The organism is Mycobacterium sp. 050128, assembly GCF_036409155.1.
Taxonomy (GTDB): Bacteria; Actinomycetota; Actinomycetes; order Mycobacteriales; family Mycobacteriaceae; genus Mycobacterium.
On sequence record NZ_JAZGLW010000003.1, the window covers coordinates 577,607 to 596,307 of the forward strand.

The 18,701-nt window shown below is 63.2% G+C and carries 19 protein-coding genes; 10 read left to right on the forward strand and 9 right to left on the reverse strand.

What is annotated here, in order from left to right:
• The first annotated feature begins 149 nt into the window (after positions 1-149).
• The 7 genes from SKC41_RS23410 (at position 150) to SKC41_RS23440 (ending at position 7,497) form a co-directional block, all read left to right on the forward strand.
• A complete protein-coding gene (locus tag SKC41_RS23410; RefSeq protein WP_330980039.1) occupies positions 150-1,058 on the forward strand; it encodes a universal stress protein in 909 nt (302 codons plus the stop codon).
• 59 nt (positions 1,059-1,117) lie between these two features.
• Complete coding sequence (locus SKC41_RS23415) at positions 1,118-1,276, forward strand: hypothetical protein (protein WP_330980040.1); 159 nt, start codon at positions 1,118-1,120, stop codon at positions 1,274-1,276.
• Positions 1,277-1,313: 37 nt separating this feature from the next.
• Positions 1,314-2,852 carry a bifunctional aminoglycoside phosphotransferase/ATP-binding protein gene (locus SKC41_RS23420; RefSeq protein ID WP_330980041.1) on the forward strand — a complete coding sequence of 513 codons (1,539 nt, stop codon included), beginning with the start codon at positions 1,314-1,316 and terminating at the stop codon, positions 2,850-2,852.
• Between the two features lie 36 nt (positions 2,853-2,888).
• The gene (locus tag SKC41_RS23425; protein ID WP_442931759.1) at positions 2,889-3,992 is read left to right on the forward strand and encodes a 3-oxoacyl-ACP synthase III family protein; all 1,104 of its coding nucleotides are present in this window, start codon (positions 2,889-2,891) and stop codon (positions 3,990-3,992) included.
• Positions 3,976-4,872, forward strand: coding sequence for a 3-oxoacyl-[acyl-carrier-protein] synthase III C-terminal domain-containing protein (locus tag SKC41_RS23430; RefSeq protein WP_330980043.1), 897 nt, complete (start codon positions 3,976-3,978; stop codon positions 4,870-4,872). Before SKC41_RS23425 ends, SKC41_RS23430 begins: the two co-directional genes overlap by 17 nt.
• Positions 4,872-6,257 (forward strand): WS/DGAT/MGAT family O-acyltransferase, encoded by a 1,386-nt coding sequence (locus SKC41_RS23435; RefSeq protein WP_330980044.1) that lies wholly within the window; start codon positions 4,872-4,874, stop codon positions 6,255-6,257. The genes SKC41_RS23430 and SKC41_RS23435 overlap by 1 nt, the downstream gene beginning before the upstream one ends.
• Before the next feature lie 457 nt (positions 6,258-6,714).
• Positions 6,715-7,497, forward strand: coding sequence for an SDR family oxidoreductase (locus SKC41_RS23440; protein ID WP_330980045.1), 783 nt, complete (start codon positions 6,715-6,717; stop codon positions 7,495-7,497).
• On the opposite strand, the gene SKC41_RS23445 is transcribed toward SKC41_RS23440, so the two are convergent.
• The 7 genes from SKC41_RS23445 to SKC41_RS23475 form a co-directional block, all read right to left on the reverse strand.
• Entirely contained in the window at positions 7,490-10,402 is a 2,913-nt protein-coding gene (locus SKC41_RS23445) for an MMPL/RND family transporter (protein ID WP_330980046.1), read from the reverse strand. The two genes, SKC41_RS23440 and SKC41_RS23445, sit on opposite strands and share 8 nt — an antisense overlap.
• Complete coding sequence (locus SKC41_RS23450; protein WP_090602853.1) at positions 10,399-10,815, reverse strand: MmpS family transport accessory protein; 417 nt, start codon at positions 10,813-10,815, stop codon at positions 10,399-10,401. The genes SKC41_RS23445 and SKC41_RS23450 overlap by 4 nt, the downstream gene beginning before the upstream one ends.
• 298 nt (positions 10,816-11,113) lie before the next feature.
• Complete coding sequence (locus SKC41_RS23455; protein ID WP_330980048.1) at positions 11,114-11,722, reverse strand: TetR family transcriptional regulator; 609 nt, start codon at positions 11,720-11,722, stop codon at positions 11,114-11,116.
• A gap of 57 nt (positions 11,723-11,779) precedes the next feature.
• Positions 11,780-12,721 (reverse strand): alpha/beta hydrolase, encoded by a 942-nt coding sequence (locus SKC41_RS23460; protein WP_330980049.1) that lies wholly within the window; start codon positions 12,719-12,721, stop codon positions 11,780-11,782.
• Positions 12,722-12,794: 73 nt separating this feature from the next.
• On the reverse strand, positions 12,795-13,415 hold the full coding sequence (locus SKC41_RS23465; RefSeq protein WP_330980050.1) for a hypothetical protein: 621 nt from the start codon (positions 13,413-13,415) through the stop codon (positions 12,795-12,797).
• Entirely contained in the window at positions 13,412-14,014 is a 603-nt protein-coding gene (locus SKC41_RS23470) for a methylated-DNA--[protein]-cysteine S-methyltransferase (RefSeq protein ID WP_330980051.1), read from the reverse strand. The genes SKC41_RS23465 and SKC41_RS23470 overlap by 4 nt, the downstream gene beginning before the upstream one ends.
• On the reverse strand, positions 14,001-14,492 hold the full coding sequence (locus SKC41_RS23475) for an RNA polymerase sigma factor (protein WP_330980109.1): 492 nt from the start codon (positions 14,490-14,492) through the stop codon (positions 14,001-14,003). The genes SKC41_RS23470 and SKC41_RS23475 overlap by 14 nt, the downstream gene beginning before the upstream one ends.
• Before the next feature lie 175 nt (positions 14,493-14,667).
• On the opposite strand from SKC41_RS23475, the gene SKC41_RS23480 reads away from it, so the two are divergent.
• Genes SKC41_RS23480 through SKC41_RS23490 form a run of 3 tightly spaced genes read left to right on the forward strand, consistent with a single transcriptional unit; the run spans position 14,668 to position 16,594 of the window.
• Complete coding sequence (locus tag SKC41_RS23480; protein WP_330980052.1) at positions 14,668-15,180, forward strand: methylated-DNA--[protein]-cysteine S-methyltransferase; 513 nt, start codon at positions 14,668-14,670, stop codon at positions 15,178-15,180.
• Positions 15,180-15,893 (forward strand): 2OG-Fe(II) oxygenase, encoded by a 714-nt coding sequence (locus SKC41_RS23485; protein WP_330980053.1) that lies wholly within the window; start codon positions 15,180-15,182, stop codon positions 15,891-15,893. Before SKC41_RS23480 ends, SKC41_RS23485 begins: the two co-directional genes overlap by 1 nt.
• A gap of 35 nt (positions 15,894-15,928) precedes the next feature.
• Positions 15,929-16,594: a nitroreductase family protein gene (locus SKC41_RS23490; protein WP_330980054.1), complete on the forward strand. Its 666-nt coding sequence runs from the start codon at positions 15,929-15,931 to the stop codon at positions 16,592-16,594.
• Between the two features lie 72 nt (positions 16,595-16,666).
• Here SKC41_RS23490 and SKC41_RS23495 read toward each other — a convergent pair whose 3' ends face one another.
• Both SKC41_RS23495 and SKC41_RS23500 read right to left on the reverse strand, forming a co-directional pair.
• Positions 16,667-17,236 carry a sigma-70 family RNA polymerase sigma factor gene (locus tag SKC41_RS23495; protein ID WP_330980055.1) on the reverse strand — a complete coding sequence of 190 codons (570 nt, stop codon included), beginning with the start codon at positions 17,234-17,236 and terminating at the stop codon, positions 16,667-16,669.
• A gap of 225 nt (positions 17,237-17,461) precedes the next feature.
• Positions 17,462-18,490, reverse strand: coding sequence for a CobW family GTP-binding protein (locus SKC41_RS23500; protein ID WP_330980056.1), 1,029 nt, complete (start codon positions 18,488-18,490; stop codon positions 17,462-17,464).
• Positions 18,491-18,701: the final 211 nt, after the last annotated feature.

The following is an 18,701-nucleotide window of genomic DNA, read 5'->3' on the forward strand; positions in this document are numbered from 1 at the left end:
GGGGGACCAGTTCGATGACTTTGCGGCAACCGTTCCGGGTCACGCTTATTCGCCGGTTGAGGGTCTCTCGTCCACGCAGTTGGGGACGAAAGTCTCATGACCGATCAGTGTTTGGACCATATCGTTCTCGATGAAGCGAAGGAGAAACCATGTCAGCGTCCGCGAAGCGTTACGGAATCGTCGTCGGAGTCGACGGATCGCCCGCGTCGGATTTCGCGGTCTGCTGGGGTGCGCGGGACGCGACGTTGCGTGGTGTCGGTTTGACCTTGGTCCACATGGTGAACCTGGCCGCGCCGGTGTGGCCGCCAATGCCTCTCACCGCAGATACTCCGATATGGCAGGAAGACTATGGACGTCGCATCCTCGAAGAGGCGGAGAAGATCGCCGAAGATGCCTCAAAAATCCATGGCCGCATCGATATCGCTACAGAGCTGATGTTTACGTCGCCGGTTGCTGCGCTGGTCGAATTGTCCGGCGAGGCAGAGATGGTCGTCGTGGGCAGTAACGGGCGCGGAGCACTGGCCCGGACGTTCCTGGGCTCGGTCAGCTCGGGCGTGGTGCGCAGCGCGAGGTGCCCGGTCGCGGTCATCCGTGACGAAGATCTGTCGATGCCGAACCCGCTTGACGCACCTGTGCTGGTGGGCGTCGACGGCTCTGCGGCGTCGGAGCTGGCGACGGCGATTGCTTTCGACGAAGCGTCCCGGCGCGGCGTCGAACTGACGGCTTTGCATGCGTGGAGCGACGTCGGAGTGTTCGAACTTCCAAAGCCGGAGTGGCCCGCGGTGCGGGCTCAGGCCGAGGAGATCCTGGCCGAACGCCTTGCCGGTTGGCAAGAACGCTACCCCGACGTAACGGTGCATCGACTTGTCGTGTGCGACCAACCTGCTCGGCAGCTGATCGAGCAGTCGGAGTCTGCCCAGCTGGTCGTCGTCGGCAGCCACGGCCGAGGTGGCTTGGCCGGCGCGTTGTTGGGTTCGGTCAGCAATGCGGTCCTGCATGGGGTCCGGATGCCGGTGATCGTCGCACGGCCATCTATCGGCCACCCAGATGAGGACTAAAGCCTCATGATCGACGACCGCGCAGGCAATAGCGTCTTCCATGACGGATGGAGGGCGAAATGACGGCATTCGAGAAGCGCTGCGGGATCGTCGTCAGAGACCGGCCGGGCCGCCAGCTGATCGAGCAGTCGAAGTCGGCGGAAGCGAAGCTGAGTTCGGTGAGCAACCTGGTCGTTCACGCGATCCACCCGCCGGTGATTGTGGCGCGTCACTCCTAGAGCCCCAACGAATCCTCGTCGACAGGAATGTAGAGTCATGAACGTTACGATTGCCGCTGACCGGCCTAGCCAAGCGCCGGCGGCAGTCGCATCGCCCTACATCGATGTCCGCGAAACCCACACCGGCATGGTGGTGCTCGCCGGGGATCGCGCCTTCAAGGCAAAGAAGCCGATCGCGACCCACTTCCTGGATTTCCGCACAACCGAGCTGCGCGAACGTGCATGCCTGCGAGAGATCGAGCTCAACGGCCGGCTGTCGCCTGAAAGCTATCTTGGCATTGCGCATCTCACTGATCCCTGCGGAGGACCGGCCGAACCGATCGTCGTCATGCGGCGCTACCGCGAAGAGGACCGGCTGACCTCCTTGATAACTCGCGGCCCCGACGACGCGGCCCGCGACGTGCTGGACACCATCGCTGACGTGCTGGCTCGATTCCACGCCCGCGCCGAGCGGAGCCTCGAGATCAGCGCCGAGGGCAAGTTGTCCGCGGTTGATGGGCGCTGGCGCCAGAACTTATCGGAACTGAACAGCTCTGTGGGCAAGCCGTTTTCAGAGATATCCTTTAAGCCGTTGGCGCGCGTTCAGCGCCTTGCTGCTGAATTCGTTTCGGGTCGGGCCCCGTTGTTCGCCCGTCGAGTCGAAGAAGGATGCATCGTCGACGGCCATGGCGATCTGCTCGCCGACGACATATTTTGGGCTGAAGGCAAGCCGGCGTTGCTCGACTGCCTGGAATTCGACGACAAGCTGCGCCATATCGACCGCATCGACGACGCGGCATTTTTGGCAATGGATCTGGAGTTCATGGGCCGCAAAGACCTTGGTGACTATTTCGTCCAACGCTACATCGTCCACTCGGGTGACAGGGCGCCGACATCGTTGTGGGACTTCTACATCGCGTATCGCGCCGTGGTGAGAGCCAAGGTGGACTGCATTCGGCAGTCACAAGGCAACGCCGAGGCCGCCAGAGACGCGGGCCGGCACCTGGCCATTGCCGTTCGGCATCTAGAACACGGTAGCGTCCGCATGGCGCTGGTCGGTGGGAATCCAGGAACCGGCAAGTCGACCGTCGCGCATGCACTCGCCGAAACGGTAGGAGCGCACCTGATCTCGACCGATGACGTACGTAGAGAGCTAGTAGATTCGGGCGTCATCACCGGGGGCGCGGGCATACTGAATGGGGGCTTGTACCGGTCCAGGAACGTCAGGCGGGTCTACGAGGTGGCTCTGGATCGGGCCCGCGCGCTTCTCGGCGATGGCTACTCAGTCATCCTCGACGGTACCTGGCGGGATCCACATCTACGTGCTTACGCCTATTTGGTCGCGTCCGAGATGTCCTCGGCTGTCGCGGAACTCATGTGTGTAGCAGGCGTCGAGACCGCTGCCACGAGAATACTGACCCGCCGACCAGGTAACTCCGAGGTGACGCCGGAAATCGCGGCAGCGCTGGCGCGCGAACACAACGGCTGGGACACCGCGAGTGCGTTGGACACATCTCAGCCGTTCGAGCAAACCATCCAACAGGCACATGCCATCTGGCGTCGGTCGGTCGCCGCTGGAATCAGCGTGTGGCCGTGAATAACTGAGCACACGTTCACCGCAGGAGTAAGGCAGATGGCTCGGCATTGGTTGGTGATGGAGGCATCCGGCGACGGGCCTCCGGCACCGTTCGTCGCCCGGCTGGCAGGTGCCGGACGGCATTTGCCCCAGACCCACCTGACCACAGACGAACTGATGGCGACCACACGCCACCGTACCCACATCGATCTGGAACGATTGACCGGGATCCACGAGCGGCGAGTTTCGGTGGGGGACGAGGATTCCTACACCCTGGCCACCTCGGCAGCACTGAATTGTCTTGCCGCCGCGCAACAGGATCCGGCATCGCTTGAGGTGGTTATCAGCTGTAGCATCACCAAGCTTCGTGGCGGTCTGACCCAATGGCTCGAGCCGTCGATGAGCAGCGCGATAGCCCGTGGGATTGGGGCGCCGCAGGCAATGACGTTCGATGTGTCGAATGCATGTGCTGGGATGCTCACCGGGGTAACGATTTTGAACAATTGGATCCGGCAGGGCATTGTCGAGCGCGGGCTGGTGGTCAGCGGAGAGTACATCTCCCAGCTCGGGCACAACGCGGCGCGCCATATCCGCAACATTATGAGCAAAGAGCTGGCGTGCCTGACCCTCGGCGATGCCGGCGCGGCACTTCTGTTGGAGCGCGCGCCCGCCGGCTCAGCGGGAATCAGCCTCGCCGGGTTCACCACGGTCGCCGACTACAGCCGGCTCTGTTTGGCTTATCCAAAAGGCCACGATCCGGGCGCGCGGATGTTCACCAATTCCCGCGCCATTCAGAAGGCCGCGATCGCCAATACTCCGCTGCTGCTACACGAAGTACTTGACACTGTTGGTATTTCGATTCACGACATCGACCATGTCATCACGCATCAGACTTCAGCACGTGCCATCCGCAAGGGGATGGCCCGAATGTCGGAGTCGTTTGGCGACAGTCCCCGGCACGACGCCGTGATCACCGTCGACCGGTACGGCAACACGGCATCGACGACCCATACGGTGGCCCTCGTCGAGGAACTCGAGGCGGGACGAATCGAGGCTGGAGAAAGGATCGCGCTGCTCGCGTTGGCTTCGGGATTAGAGATCGGCGTGGTCTTGCTGACCGTGGATGAGGATTTGGTGAGCCGTTATGGGCACAGTCATTGAACGAGCCGACGTCGCGCACTCGCGGTGGCGTGACCGGCACAGCGCGCTGCGTCTGGCGGTCAGCGTCGCCAAGGACTGTCTGCTGCACGCCGGATGCGAGCCAAATGAGTTGGATCTGGTAGTCAACGCCGGGATTTACCGCGATCGCAATCTGGGGGAGCCCGCGCTCGCCGCGCTCATTCAGGATGACATCGGAGCCAACACCGAGGATCCGCACGCCGACGCACACGGCACGTTTTCTTTCGATGTCGCCAACGGCTCCTGCGGGCTATTGACTGCGCTGCAGATCGTCGACGGATTTCTGCGAACGCGCAGCATCCACCGCGCCCTTGTCGTGGCCAGTGATGCCGATCCGGGCCATGGCATGAGCGAGCACTTTCCGTTTTCGGCCGCCGGTGCGGTGCTGCTGTGCGGATGGACTGACGACAGTTATGGTCTCAGCGGCGTCTCCTGGGTGAACGACGCGGTCGATGGCGACGAAGTATTCTCCGCAACAGTCGGATTCGCAGACGCGCGTAACGTTCTTAGGTTCAATCAGTCGGCCGCGATGGATGAGCGATTCGCCGCGGCGGCCACCGAGGCGGCGCGAGCATGCCTGGATGCGCAATCGGTGCGGCTTTCCGATATCGACATGATCGTCGCCGCACCCGCGCGGCACGGCTACCGCAGCGCGTTGAGCGTCCGGCTTGGGGTGCCGATCGAGAAGATCAGTGTGGCTGACGATGAACGGATGCATACCGGCGCACTGGCGGCTGCCTTCGAGCAACAGGCTGCTCGGCTGCCGGCGGGCGCGCAAGTACTGCTCGTGGTTGCCGGTGCGGGCGTCACGGCCGGCGCCGCCTTGTACCGCCAGCCACCACCACAGAAGACGGTGTCGTGATGGAGCATTTGAGCGCTTTCGATGCCACTTTCCTCGAGGTTGAAGACTCCGATCCGCACGTGAGTTTGGCGATCGGCAGTGTCTCGATTATGGAAGGCCCTGCTCCGAGCTACGAGGAGTTCGTTTCGACCTTCGCCGAACGGGCACCGCAAATTCCGCGCTGCCGACAGGTCCTGCGGACGCACCCGCTAGATCTCGGCTCACCCGAATGGGCTGACGACCCGCATTTCGACGTCTCGCGGCACCTGCATCGTCTCGCCCTGCCGCACCCCGGCGACGACGCGGCGTTATTCGAGATGGTCGCGTCTGTAATGGAACGACGGCTCGATCGCGAGCGCCCACTCTGGGAGTGCTGGATCTTCGAGGGGCTGAGCGGGGACCGGTGGGCCGTTTTGACCAAAGTCCATCACTGCATCGCCGATGGGATCGCGACAACGCAGATCCTGGCAAAATTCAGCGATAGCGGCGGCGGCGACAGCTTCGCGACCGCGATTCGTGCAGCCAGGGAGCCGGTCCGCCATGGCCTGGGCCTGCCGAAGATCAGCTTGAACCCGGTGAAGTGGGTCAGCGGGATAGCACGAAGCGCGTTTGCCGCGGCGGCCGCGGTCGAACACATGGCGATGGGTGCGGCCGAGCTGACGGCCGGTGTGCTGAGCGCGGCGCCCGATTCGTCGCTGAACGGACCGGTTACGTCGCTGCGCCGCTACAGTGTGGCCCGGGTTCGGTTGGCTGACCTGCAGGAGGTTTCTCGGGCATTCGGCGTGACGCTCAACGATGTAGCGCTGGCGGCGATCACCGACAGTTACCGCAAGATTTTGCTGGCGCGCGGTGAGCGGCCCGGCCACAACTCGCTGCGCACGCTTGTTCCGGTTTCGGTCCGCCCGGCGAATCACTTCAACATGGCCGACAATCAGGTCTCGGCAATGCTGCCGTTGCTACCGGTCGACGAGGCGGACCCAGTGAGCCAGCTGCAGGTGGTGCACAGTCGGCTCACCCGGGCCAAGGCGAGCGGCCAACGCGAAGGAGGCACTGCGCTGACCTCGGCAGCTAAGAATGTCCCGTTCGCGTTCACGGCATGGGCCATCCGGTTGCTGTCCCGACTTCCGCAAAAGGCAGTGGTCGCGGTGGCGACCAACGTTCCCGGTCCTCGGGAGGGGCAGAAGCTGATGGGCCGGCGGGTGCTGGAGATCCTTCCGATCCCGCCGATCGCTCTCAACGTGCGTACCGCCGTCGCGATGCTCAGCTACGCCGACCAGTTCATTTTCGGCATCACCGCGGACTACGACACTGCGCCCGACATCGACGCGCTGGCCGCAGGAATTGAGGATGGGGTTTTACACCTCGTCAAGGCCAGCGGCATGCACCGAGGCAGAGCACGTTCGTAACCAAGCGAAGGGTTGCACAACCGCTGTGGTACAGCTGACGAAGGTCCTCCACGCTAGCGACTTCGGTCCCTTTCAAGGGCTTTCGAGAATTGCTGGGATAGAAGTTATGGCTCGTGTTGCAGGAGCGAAAGTAATTGTCCTCCAGTCACACCCGGTTTGGATTGCCGCTCAACAGCTTGCGCGCGAGCGTAGCGAAGCGATGCGCCGCCATCCCTCATTCGGCGCCCATCAGCGTGCGGTCGGCCAGGGGGATGTCGGACTTCCCGGGAGCCGTTGACAGCTTGCACGCCGTTGCGTGAAGGCGTCGACGTCGCAATGCCATTCGCGGCGCCCGGCGATTGACGGGTATTCCGTCATACACGCACACATATATGTATGGTGACGATTGGGCCGGAGTAGCGTGTTTCGGCTTAGCCTATTCAGACCCGGATGACGCACCACATGACAGGAGAACGCAGTGGCAGAACGGCTGGCGGGCAAGGTGGCGCTGATTAGTGGGGGTGCGCGGGGGATGGGTGCCTCGCACGTGCGGATGCTGGTGGATGAGGGAGCCAAGGTCGTGTTCGGCGACATCCTCGACGACGAAGGCAAGGCAGTAGCGGCGGAGGTCGGCGACTCGGCTCGTTACCTGCATCTCGATGTGACGAAGCCCGACGACTGGGATGCCGCGGTAGCCACCGCGCTGCACGAGTTCGGCAGCGTCGACGTGCTGGTGAACAACGCCGGCATCATCAACATCGGCACCTTTGAGGACTACGCGCTCATGGAATGGCAGCGGATCCTCGACATCAATTTGACCGGTGTGTTTCTCGGCATCCGCGCCGTGGTGGCACCGATGAAGGAAGCCGGACGCGGCTCGATCATCAACATCTCTTCGATCGAAGGTATTGCCGGTACGATCGCCTGCCACGGTTACACGGCAACGAAATTCGCTGTCCGGGGTTTGACAAAGTCGGCGGCGCTGGAGCTCGGACCCAGCGGAATCCGAGTGAACTCAATCCATCCCGGCCTGATCAAGACCCCGATGACCGAGTGGGTTCCCGACGACCTCTTCCAGACCGCGCTCGGCCGGGCTGCCGACCCCAAGGAGGTCTCCAGTCTGGTGGTCTATCTGGCCAGCGACGAGTCCAGCTATTCCACGGGTTCGGAGTTCGTGGTCGACGGCGGCACCACCGCCGGCTTGGGGCACAAAGATTTTTCCGCCGTGCAGACCGATGCGCAACCGGAGTGGGTTACGTAGCGGCAGTTACCGATTCGGGTTCCGCGGCGGGCTTGCCATTTGGATCAGGCCATGGCGAGGGGAGCGGGCGTTGCCGCACTCGTTGCGGCCACCAGAACCACTTACCCAACAGCGCGGCAATCGATGGCGTCATCAGCGACCGCACGATCAGCGTGTCGAAGAGCAGGCCCAGACCGATGGTGGTACCTACTTGGCCGATGACGGTCAGCTCGCTGACCGCCATGGTCATCATCGTGAAGGCGAAGACCAACCCCGCCGAGGTGACGACCGAACCGGTACCGCCCATCGACCGGATGATTCCGGTGTTCAAGCCGGCGTGGATCTCCTCCTTGAACCGCGCCACCAGCAACAGGTTGTAGTCAGCGCCCACGGCAAGCAGGATGATCACCGACATCGCGAGCACCATCCAGTGCAGCTCAATGCCGATGATGTGCTGCCAGATCAGCACCGACAGCCCGAACGACGCACCCAGCGAGAGCAACACGGTTCCCACGATGACCGCTGAGGCCACCACGCCTCGGGTGATGATCAGCATGATGATGAAAATCAGGCAGAGCGAAGCAATTCCAGCGATCAGCAGGTCATAGGTGTTGCCGTCACTGAGGTCTTTGTATATTGCCGCGGTGCCCGCGAGGTAGATCTTGGAGCCCTCCAGCGGCGTGCCCTTGAGTGCTTCGTAGGCAGCCTTCTTGATCGCCGCGATGTGCGAAATGCCTTCTTGAGACATCGGATCGCCGTCGTGGCTGATGATGAAACGCACGGCGTGGCCGTCGGGGGAGATGAAGTTCTTCATGCCCTTTTTGAATTCGGCGTTGTTGAAGACCTCCGGCGGCAGGTAGAACGAGTCGTCGTTCTTGGACGCGTCGAACGCCTTACCCATGGCGTTCGAGTTCTTCTGGGCCTCGTTTTGCTGATCCTGCAGACCCTTTTGCGTCGAATACATGGTCAGCATCGTGGTTTTCATGGCCTTCATGTTTTCGATCATGGAAGGCATCAGCGCCACCATCTGGGGCATCAGGGTGTCGAGATGATCCATGATGGGCAACAGGCTTTCGATGTCGTCGGTCATCGTGTCGATGCCGTCGAGGCCGTCGAAGACGGAGCGCAGCGACCAGCAGATCGGGATGTCGAAGCAGTGCTTCTCCCAGTAGAGGTAGCTGCGGACCGGGCGGAAGAAGTCCTCGAAATCCGCCATGTGGTCGCGTAATTCGTTGATGTCGATGGTCATGTCGTGCATCTTTTTGACCATCTGGTGCATGTCGTTGGCCATCTGCACGGTGATGCTCGACATCTTCTCCATGCTGTCGATCGTCGTCTGCATCATGTCGGCCTGCTTGAGCATGTCGGCCATCTGGTCTTCTTGATACTTCTGGTTCATCTGCTGGCTGACGCCCTGCATGCTGATCTGGAATGGGATCGAGGTGTGCTCGATCGGTGTGCCCTCGGGCCTGGTAATGGACTGCACGCGGCCGATTCCCGGCACCCGGAAGATCGTCTTGGCGATCTTGTCGATGACCAGGAAGTCCGCGGAGTTCCGCAGATCGTGATCGCTTTCGATCATCAGCACTTCGGGGTTCATCCGCGCGTGCGAGAAGTGTCGGTCCGCGGCTTCGTAACCCTCGTTCGCGGGCAGGTCGGCAGGCAAATAGTTGCGGTCGTTGTAATTGGTGCGGTATCCCGGCAGCGTCAGCAGGCCGACGAGCGCGACCCCGATCGTCATGACCAGGATCGGCCCGGGCCACCTCACCACGACGGCGCCGACCTTGCGCCACATGCGAATACGTTGCGTGCGCTTGGGCTCCAGTGTCTTACCGAAACGTGTTGCCACCGCGACGACGGCGGGACCGAGCGTCAGTGCCGCTGCCACCACGACTACCATGCCGATGGCCAGTGGGATGCCCAACGTTTGGAAGTAGGGCAGGTTGGTGAAGTGCAGGCAGAACGTGGCGCCGGCAATGGTCAAGCCGGAGCCTGCCACCACATGCGCGGTGCCGTGGAACATGTCGTAGTACGCATCTTCGCGGGAGTTGCCTTTACCCCGGGCCTCCTGATACCGGCCGATCAAAAAGATCGCATAGTCAGTGGCGGCCGCGATCGCCAACGTGACCAACAGGTTGGTGGCGAAGGTAGAGAGCCCAATGATGTTGTGATAGCCCAGAAAGGCGACCATTCCGCGCGCGGCCGACAGCTCCAACACCACCATCACCAGCGTCAGCAACAGCGTGACGATCGACCGATAGACCAATAACAGCATGGCGATGATCACGGTGAACGTGCACATCGTGATGAGTTGCACGCTGCGGTCACCGGCCATGTGCTGATCCGCTGAGAGCGCGGCAGGCCCGGTGACGTAGGCCTTCACCCCGTTGGGCGGGGGCACACTTTTGACGATGTCTTGGACGGACTCGACGGAGTCGTTGGCCAACGCTTCGCCTTGATTACCGGCGAGGTAGACCTGAACGTAGGCGGCCTTGCCGTCATTGCTCTGCGCGCCCGCACCGGTCAGCGGGTCGCTCCACATGTCTTGAACGTGCTCAACGTATTTGGTGTCGGCGTCGAGCTTCTTGACGATCGTGTCGTAGTAGGCGTGAGCGTCGGCGCCGAGCGGTTTTTGGCCCTCGAGCACGATCATGATCGAACTGTTGGACTTGTATTCGTTGAACACCGCACCCATGCGTTTGGTCGCGACCACCGATTGCGCATCGTCGGGGGCCATCGAGACCGAGCGCATCTTCCCGACGGTGTCCAGGTCGGGGACGATGGTGCTGAGCACCGCGATGAGCCCAATCCAGCCCAGGATGATGACGATGGCGAATTTCCGGATGAAACGCGGGATCTTTTCGCGCACCGGCTCTGCGGCCGTGGGGAGCGTGTCGGTGCGAGCGTCGTTAAACGTTGTACTCATGCGGATTTCACCAGGCAGAAGGTCAGGGCGTGCACGCCGGTGGTTATCTTCTCGTCCTTGACTTCGTCATCGATGGTGATTCGGCAACCGAGGTAGTCGCCGTCGCTTTGCGCCGAGAGGTTCGGGAAGACGGACGGGGCGGTTGTGGTGAGGACGAGTGTCCATGGCAACGGCGCGCCGTCGACCCGTGTCGGGTCGGCGGACAGGTCCAAGTAGTTCACGTTGGCGTGGCTTGCCGAGCCGAAGACCTCGTACTTGACGACCTTGGGCTTGAACGGCTTGGAGTCATCGAGTCGCGGACTGGTCAAGACGCCGGTGTCGTGGAGGCCGAAGAAGGACTTGACCCGCACCACGGCAAAGCCGCCGACCACCACCACCGCCACGATCAAGAGCGGCAACCACGCGTTCCGCACAATCTTCGATAGCAGCAACTACGCGCGTCCTTTTCTCGTCACCATGGCCACCGCCCGCACAACTCGCGGGCTCGGGTGCACACGAGCCGCATGACTCAGCATCGGATTTCGGCCCTTGCCGTGACGTGCGCGCCCGATCGTTCCGTGCGGATGAAGCTGACGGCGCGCGCCGGCGGTCGTCCCCGAGCACCGACGCGTGCCTCGCTTTGCGGAAGCGTCCCCGAACACCGCCACCAGCGCATACTACATGATCTGCATATCTTGCACATCATGCAAGATTTGCCCGCGGTGTTTCAGATCACTTTGTGAAGATGCTGTTCACGAGCGCGGCGGCCCGCTCGACATACGGCATCGGCGTGTCGTCGGGATCCACCGGCTCGCTACCTGCCCACTTTTCGATGCCGGAACGGACCGCGGTCAGGGCCAGCGCGGAAATCAGGGCGGCCATCTCGTCGTCCGGCTTCATGTCCTGGCGGCGCACGATGATGTCGGTCAGCTGAAGCTGAAAGCGCTCCAGGTCCGCGAGGAACGCGGCCAACACCGCGGGGGAGGTCTTGGCGAGTTCGAGCATGTGGGCGGCCTGCTCGCGAAGGGGCGGCACGTCGCGCAGATGGTGCGCTGCCAGCGTGATCAGCTCTGCCAACACCACCGAGTAGGGGGCGGGTCCGGCCGCGACGAAATCCGCGACCAGCTCGGCAGGAATGTCCGATGGGCCGTAGGCGATGGCGGACTCTTTGTTCGGGAAGTAGTTGAAGAAAGTGCGCGTCGAGATACCGGCTTCGGCGCAGATTTCCTCGATGGTCACCTTGTCGAAGCCGCGCTCAAGGGCCAGCCGCACCGCGGCATCGCGGATGTCTGCGCTGGTCTCGCGCCGACGCCGCTCACGCAGTCCCATCGGGTTGGCCATACCCCCATAGTTGCACGTTCTGCACATTTTGCAGTCAACTAGCTCGTAGAGGCGCCCTTACCCGGGCTGGTCCTCCCCGGGCGACGCCAAAGCAGCCCAGAGATGATCGCGCTGGCTGGCGAAGAATTTCGCCGAGATCGGCGCCTTTTCCACGATGTTGTCGAACGCGTGAAACGCGCCGGGGGCGATTTCCAGATGGACGGGCACGCCCGCCTCGCGCAGCCGGCGCGCGTAATCGAGGCACTCTTGATAGAAGAGGTCCAACGTCCCGACGCCGATCCACGCCGGCGGGAGCCCGGACAGATCCGCTCGACGCCCCGGGGCCGCCACGATGGGATCCGCTCCGTCGAGGTACCACCGCCACGCCTGTTGGTTGTCGTCTTCGGTCCACATGATGCGCTTGCGCCCGTCCCCATTTGCGCCGGTGCGATCGTCGAGCATGGGATACACCAGCATCTGGTAAGCGAGTTCGACGTCATTCCGGTCGTGTGCGCGTTGGGCCAGTGCTGCGGCGAAATGCCCACCGGCGCTTGCGCCGCCCACGGCGATTCGATCGGGGTTGACCCACGGCTGGCGGGCCAGCCACAGCAGCGCCGCATAGCAGTCGTCGACCGGTGTCGGGTACGGGTGCTCGGGTGCGAGGCGGTATTTGACGGCTGCCACTGCGACGCCGGTGAGGCGAGATAGTTTGCGGCAGAACTTGTCGTCCTGCACGGGGGTTCCCATGATGGTGCCGCCGCCATGGATCCACAACAGCGCGGGCGCCCGGTCGGGGAGGCCCGCCGTACGGTGCATGCGGACTTTGACGTGTTCGTTGACCGCGACCACTGGTACATCGCGGAGCCGGCCGGCGTTGCCGAGGATTCCCATGATGGCTCGCTGGAACTTGTAGCCGCGATGCAGGGCGTATCCCCGGGGTAGAAAGCGCGCCACCTTACGCAGATCGGGATCCACGGCTTGTGGTCCGGTGAAGGCATTCTCGGGCAAGACATTCGCCATGGGTGTTCTCTGTTCCCTCACGCCGGCAGGCCATTTTGACCATACACAGCGATAACACCGTTCCTACGAGGGGTTATCGGGCCGCGTCAGCAATCTGAACGGGGTATCCGGCGCGCAAGATTCGCACCGTGGACGGCGGGGTGAGCACCGTGGCCTGCCCGCTTGCAGGCCGAAGCAGCTTGTGCCGGTAGGCGTTGTCTCGGTCCCAGGCCGCGAGGTGGCCGCCGACGACGACGGCTGGTCCGGAGTCTGTGGCGACGAATACGCCGTCGGGCAGATTGGTCCAATTGGCGCGGTGGCCCGCCTTGCCGCGCCGTTCCCGATGTAGCTGGGCATCCATTTCTTTCGCGTAAATTGTTGTCCCGCGGTGCGTTTCGATCCATAACGATCGGTAGGCCAGGTAGGCGCGGTGTCGGCATTCGCCGCACGGGCGATGTCCGGCAGCCAGCGCGACCGCCTCGTCAAGGAAGAACAGCGGCGTGTAGCGGTTGGGTTCCCACTGCGCCACTCGGCGGCCCCGGAACGACAGCACACAGGTAATCCATGTCGTGTCCTGATGGTTGCGAACGACGTCGCGACCGGCGCGGCTCTCGTGCAGGCGCCCGCGGTTGCCCATCCAGGCGCCCCGGCCGGGGGCGGCGATGATCTCGCCCAGTGGTGAGACGCGATTGCGCGCCGGCCCGGCCGTCGTCATCCCTCCCGCTCAAGGTCGAGCAGCATGCGTTTGGCGACGGGTCCGCCGCGGTAGGCGCCCACGGCTCCGTCGGATCGGATCACCCGATGACACGGCACCACGATCGGGATCGGATTGGTCGCGCACGCGGTGCCCACCGCGCGCACCGCCTTGGGGGAGCCGGCGAGTCGCGCCAGCGCGGCGTAGCTGGCCGTGGCGCCGTAGCCGACGTCGTTGTTGAGGTGCTCCAGCACCGTGCGCCGAAACCCTTGCGACAGTGACCAGTCCAACGTGACGTCGAAGGTGTGCCGGCGACCGGCGAAGTATTCGTCGAGCTGTCGCACGATCGGGTCCAGCCGCGTCGGCGCCTCGAGCATCCGCGGACTGATCCGCTTCGACAGCGTTAGCAGCACGCCGTCTCGGTCCTCGTTCGCAAACGCCACCCTGACCAGTCCGAGCGGGGTGGCGGCCAGCAGCAGCGGCCCGACTGCGGAATCAACTGTGCGATAGGCGATGTCGAGCAGATTGCCAGCCTGGGCATCCCGTTCGAGACGGGTGTGCAGGCGCTGCAGATGATCCGTATCGACGGGGTAGAGGTCGGCGAGGTCAGTCGAGGTCATGTTCATTCCTTGTGGTGTCGATAAGGGGATAGGTGCGCCGCAGGGTGGCGATGCCATCCGCTGCGGCCCGGCGGGCGGCGTTAACGCTGCTGTCGAGGATCGTTGCGATCTCGGCGTAGGGCAGGCCTGCCAGATAGTGGTAGGCCACGGCCTGACGTTGCTTGGGCGGTAGTGCACTTACGGCCGCGTCCAGGTCGAGATCGTGACCATCGGCTCGTTCCCCGGCGGGGGAGTCGGGGGCATCGGCGACCGGGATGGCCCGCCGTGCCGCCGCGCGAGTGATGTCGATGGCTTTGCGGTGAGCAATAGTGACCAGCCACGCTTCGACATTGGCGTCGGCCGGCAGTTGCGGGTAGGCCTTCAACGCGGCCAGGAAGGTGTCCGACCAAGCGTCGTCTGCGTCGCTGTGGCCGACCACGGCGCGCACCACCCGCAACACCGTCGCGCCGTGCTGTGCCACGACGGCCTCGAACGGCATCTTCACCTGCTGTTCGGCCTTCACCGTGATGTCACCGATGGGTGTGACTGATCATGGGATCTCCTCTTGCTCCTGATGTGAAGACGTCGGCGGAACGTGAAATGTGAGAAATCAATTCGCACCCCATCTCACGCTTCCGGACCGGTCATCGTCTACCGGTAAAGGAGGTTCAACGATGACAGCACGACACACGGTGATCGATAGCCCGTTGGGCGAGCTGACCCTGGTCGCCGGCGACGACGCTCTGACGGGTGTGTATTTCCCGCATCATTGGCGCCCGCCTGCCGCGGCTGCCCTCGGCGAGTACGTCGAACCGGCCGCCGACGACCTGTTCCGTCGCACCACCGAGCAGCTGAATGAGTATCTCGACGGAGAGCGCACCCGATTCGACCTTCCCATCGCGTTGGTGGGCGACCCGCTTCGGCGTCGGGTCTGGGATCGGCTTGTCGGAATCGGCTACGGCCAGACGAAGACATACGGCGAGCTGGCCGCGGAACTGGCCGGCGGCACGACCGCGTACGAAGTGGGCCAGGCGGTCGGGCGCAATCCGCTGAGCATCGTCGTTCCGTGCCATCGGGTCGTCGGAAAGGACGGCGCGCTAACCGGTTACGCGGGCGGCCTGAAGCGCAAACGATACTTGTTGGAGTTGGAGGCGCCGGCACCCGCGGTGGCTGGCAAGCTGTTCTGATGGTGTCGACCTGGCGCACGCGCGTCGACGCCGCGGATTGGGACGCGGTAGCCGCCGACATGGACGACGTCGGCGGTGCACTGCTGCCGGAGCTGATCACGCCTGCCGAGTGCGCCTCAATCATCGATTTGTTTTCTGACGACAGTCGTTTTCGCGCGATCGTCGACATGGGGCGACACCGCTACGGACAAGGCGAGTATCGCTATTTCAAACAGCCCTATCCGCCTCCGATAGACGATCTGAAACAGGCGCTCTACCCGAGGTTGTTGCCGATCGCCCGAGACTGGTGGACAAAGCTCGGGCGGCAGGCTCCGTGGCCCGACACTCTCGACGAATGGCTGGACACGTGCCATCGCGCCGGCCAAACCAAGCCCACCGCGCTGATGCTCAAGTACGGCCCGGGCGATTGGAATGCGCTGCACCGAGACCTCTACGGAGACCTCATCTTTCCGCTGCAGGTCGTCATCAATCTCAACGAGCCTGGCGTCGCGCACACCGGAGGCGAGTTCCTGCTCGTCGAGCAACGGGCCCGGGCTCAATCACGAGGGACAGCCACGACACTGCCGCACGGACACGGCTACGTCTTCACGACACGGGAACGGCCTGTGCGATCGACGCGAGGATGGTCGGCGGCCCCGGTACGCCATGGTGTGTCCGCCGTCCGCTCCGGCCAGCGCTACACACTGGGACTGATCTTCCACGACGCGGCCTGAACATAGCCGTCGCCGGTTGCGGCACCATGGTGGGCATGGAGTTGTACGACGCTATGCGTTCTACCGCGGCAGTGCGCGAATTCACCGACGACCCGCTACCCGATGACGTTCTCGAGCGCATCCTCGATAACGCGCGCTTCGCACCGACCGGCGGCAACCGGCAGGGCGTGCGCGTCATCGTGCTTCGTGACAAGGACACCCGATCTGCGTTGGCCGATCTCGGGCTTACCGCGGCTCGCCGCTATACGGCGCAGCTCGCCAATGGCGAGGCGCCATGGAACCCGTTGCAGCCGACCAGCTTAGATGCGTCCGCGATCGAGGCGGCGCAGGTGCCTGCACAAATGTGGGCGCCGTTTCGTGAGGCGCCGGTCGTGTTGATGTTCCTTGTGAATCTCGGCGTTGTCGCCGCGACTGATCAGGATCTCGATCGCATCGCGGTGGTACCCGGTGCTTCCGTGTACCCGTTCGTGTGGAACGTGTTGCTGGCCGCGCGCAATGAAGGCTTTGGCGGAGTGCTGACAACCATGGTTGTCGCCGAGGAGCCGCGGGTGAAAGATCTTCTCGGCATTCCCGACTCGTATGCCATCGCCGCACTGGTGCCGTTGGGCAAACCGGTGCGCCAACTGTCGAAGTTGCGGCGCCGGCCGGTCTCCGAGTTCGCCACCTGCGACCGGTTCGACGGAGTACCCTTCGTCGGCTAGCCGGGTGTTCCCTGAAGCGAACGGGCAACCGGGATGTGGGGCGTCGGGGGCAAGCGGTTTTCCCACCGGCTCTTAGGCTGCGACTGCCGCGTCGTCGCCTGCGCGGATGTATCGCTGCTCAATCGCGAAGTCCATCAGCAGCTTTCGCATGTTCTTGCGCCCACGGTGGATGCGAGACATGACTGAACCCAGTGGTATGTTCAGGACTTCGCTGATTTCCTTGTATTGGAAGCCTTCCACGTCGGCGTAGTAGACAGCCAGCTGCTGCGACTCGGGAAGCTGCTGAAGTGCCTGGCGTACCTCGGGATCACCGATCGAGTCGAGCACGACGGTCTCAGCCGACAATCGTCCCGCAGTCGACTGTGAGGGTCCCGCGGGAATCAGAAAGTCGCTGATGTCACCGGCCAGCCATTCCGTTGGCCGACGATTGGCGGTGCGGTAGTGATTGATCCGCGTGTGGTTCATGATCGTGAAGAGCCACGCGCGCAGGTTCGTGCCTTCCCTGAAGGACCCAAATCCGACGTACGCCTTGATCATGGTTTCCTGGACGAGGTCTTCGGCGTCGGCGTGGCTTTGGGTGTACCTGCGTGCCGCACGGAATAGCTGATCCCGCAGCGGAATGACGTCGCGTTCGAACCGCATCGCGAGGTCGTCGAGCTGAGGGCCCTGCGGGGGACCGCGACATGATCATCAACCTCGTAATCTCTGAGCTCGGTTGTGTCTCTTCATCAGAGCAACCAAGGATCATCGTGTCCAATGAATGGTTCTGATCCAACCCATCAAAGATAGAGATGAGGGTTCGTCCCGCCTGCTTTGGGAATTATGTCACTGTGACGGAATACGTTGGGGCGCTAGGCCTTTTAACTGTCAGAGGCTGCGTCGGCGATACAGCCTGAGGCGGTGAATATTGGTCAGAGTGGCCGGACCCGCGAACGGCCGCAATGCGGCATCAAGTCGAGCGCGTACCGCATCGGTGTCGAGGCCGATCCCGATCGCAACGAGGCAGTTGGCCGACAACCCGGGGGGCGCGATCGCAAGGTGAATTGCCGTCCCGACCAGATTGACCGCATAGGTCTGTGTGGTCGCGCCGTAACGCATCGCGACTGCGCCCTTGATCCGATATGCCCCGGCCGGCGGATCCTCGAGTAAGTCGATCAGCGCGCCCGGGTCGATTTCGCCCTCGCTCGTCGCGGTGACCGAATCGGCGTGTGAGTTGTCGTGGTGGTGGGCGATCGGGTCGGTCGTGGCATCGACGAATAGGTCGCGCAATGAGAGCTGGCCCGTCTCCTCGGGCGTTCCCGCTACGTCGTACAGCAGTGTGGGGTCGACTTGGCCGCCGACTGTACCGACGACGGTCGCGCGCGGATTGCGCTCTCGCACGCGGCGTTCCACCCGCTTGACCGTCGCGGCGCGATCGTCGCGGGGGACTCGGTCGAGTTTGTTGACGACGACGAGAGAGGCTACGCCATAGCGGGCGGGCGCGGTATGGCCGACGTCGACGGTATCGAAGTGGGCCGCGGCGTCGATCACATCGACAAGTCCGCCGAAGCGCACGCCCGGGACTTCGCTGAAGCCGATGATTCGCGCGACCGAAACGGGTTCGGCTAGACCGCTGGCCTCGACGATGACCGCGTCCAGATTCAGCCGGGGGTCGGCAAGCTTGGTCAATGCCTCGTCGATCCCGCCGTCATCAGGCAGGCAGCAGATGCATCCGCCGGCGATGGAGGCAGGCTCGTCGACCTGCCCGGTCACCAGCATGGCATCGACGTTGAGTTCACCGAAGTCATTGATGATGACGCCGACTCGCGCTCCCGGGCTACGTAGAACATGGTTGAGGAGACTCGTCTTGCCTGCGCCAAGATGGCCCGTCAAGCAGATGACAGGGATCGCTCGCACATTGTCCTTCCTGTCTCACGGATCGCAGCGGTAAGCGTAATGCTAATGATTTTCAATAAGCCCCACCGAGTCGGGCCCGGATTCGGCCGGCATGCCTCGACCGATGCAAGCACGCCTGTCCGTTCTCATTGAATCTGGGGCACATTTACTAGTCTGACCTGCATTGCCCCAGATTGGATGAGAATTTCGATCGCGACGTTTCTCATTGAAT

Coding starts and splice junctions, on each gene's coding strand:
- SKC41_RS23410 (WP_330980039.1), top strand. CDS start 150: ATGTCAGCGTCCGCGAAGCGTTACGGAATCGTCGTCGGAGTCGACGGA.
- SKC41_RS23415 (WP_330980040.1), top strand. CDS start 1,118: ATGACGGCATTCGAGAAGCGCTGCGGGATCGTCGTCAGAGACCGGCCG.
- SKC41_RS23420 (WP_330980041.1), top strand. CDS start 1,314: ATGAACGTTACGATTGCCGCTGACCGGCCTAGCCAAGCGCCGGCGGCA.
- SKC41_RS23425 (WP_442931759.1), top strand. CDS start 2,889: ATGGCTCGGCATTGGTTGGTGATGGAGGCATCCGGCGACGGGCCTCCG.
- SKC41_RS23430 (WP_330980043.1), top strand. CDS start 3,976: ATGGGCACAGTCATTGAACGAGCCGACGTCGCGCACTCGCGGTGGCGT.
- SKC41_RS23435 (WP_330980044.1), top strand. CDS start 4,872: ATGGAGCATTTGAGCGCTTTCGATGCCACTTTCCTCGAGGTTGAAGAC.
- SKC41_RS23445 (WP_330980046.1), bottom strand. CDS start 10,402: ATGAGTACAACGTTTAACGACGCTCGCACCGACACGCTCCCCACGGCC.
- SKC41_RS23455 (WP_330980048.1), bottom strand. CDS start 11,722: ATGGCCAACCCGATGGGACTGCGTGAGCGGCGTCGGCGCGAGACCAGC.
- SKC41_RS23460 (WP_330980049.1), bottom strand. CDS start 12,721: ATGGCGAATGTCTTGCCCGAGAATGCCTTCACCGGACCACAAGCCGTG.
- SKC41_RS23465 (WP_330980050.1), bottom strand. CDS start 13,415: ATGACGACGGCCGGGCCGGCGCGCAATCGCGTCTCACCACTGGGCGAG.
- SKC41_RS23470 (WP_330980051.1), bottom strand. CDS start 14,014: ATGACCTCGACTGACCTCGCCGACCTCTACCCCGTCGATACGGATCAT.
- SKC41_RS23475 (WP_330980109.1), bottom strand. CDS start 14,492: ATGCCGTTCGAGGCCGTCGTGGCACAGCACGGCGCGACGGTGTTGCGG.
- SKC41_RS23480 (WP_330980052.1), top strand. CDS start 14,668: ATGACAGCACGACACACGGTGATCGATAGCCCGTTGGGCGAGCTGACC.
- SKC41_RS23485 (WP_330980053.1), top strand. CDS start 15,180: ATGGTGTCGACCTGGCGCACGCGCGTCGACGCCGCGGATTGGGACGCG.
- SKC41_RS23490 (WP_330980054.1), top strand. CDS start 15,929: ATGGAGTTGTACGACGCTATGCGTTCTACCGCGGCAGTGCGCGAATTC.
- SKC41_RS23495 (WP_330980055.1), bottom strand. CDS start 17,236: ATGCGGTTCGAACGCGACGTCATTCCGCTGCGGGATCAGCTATTCCGT.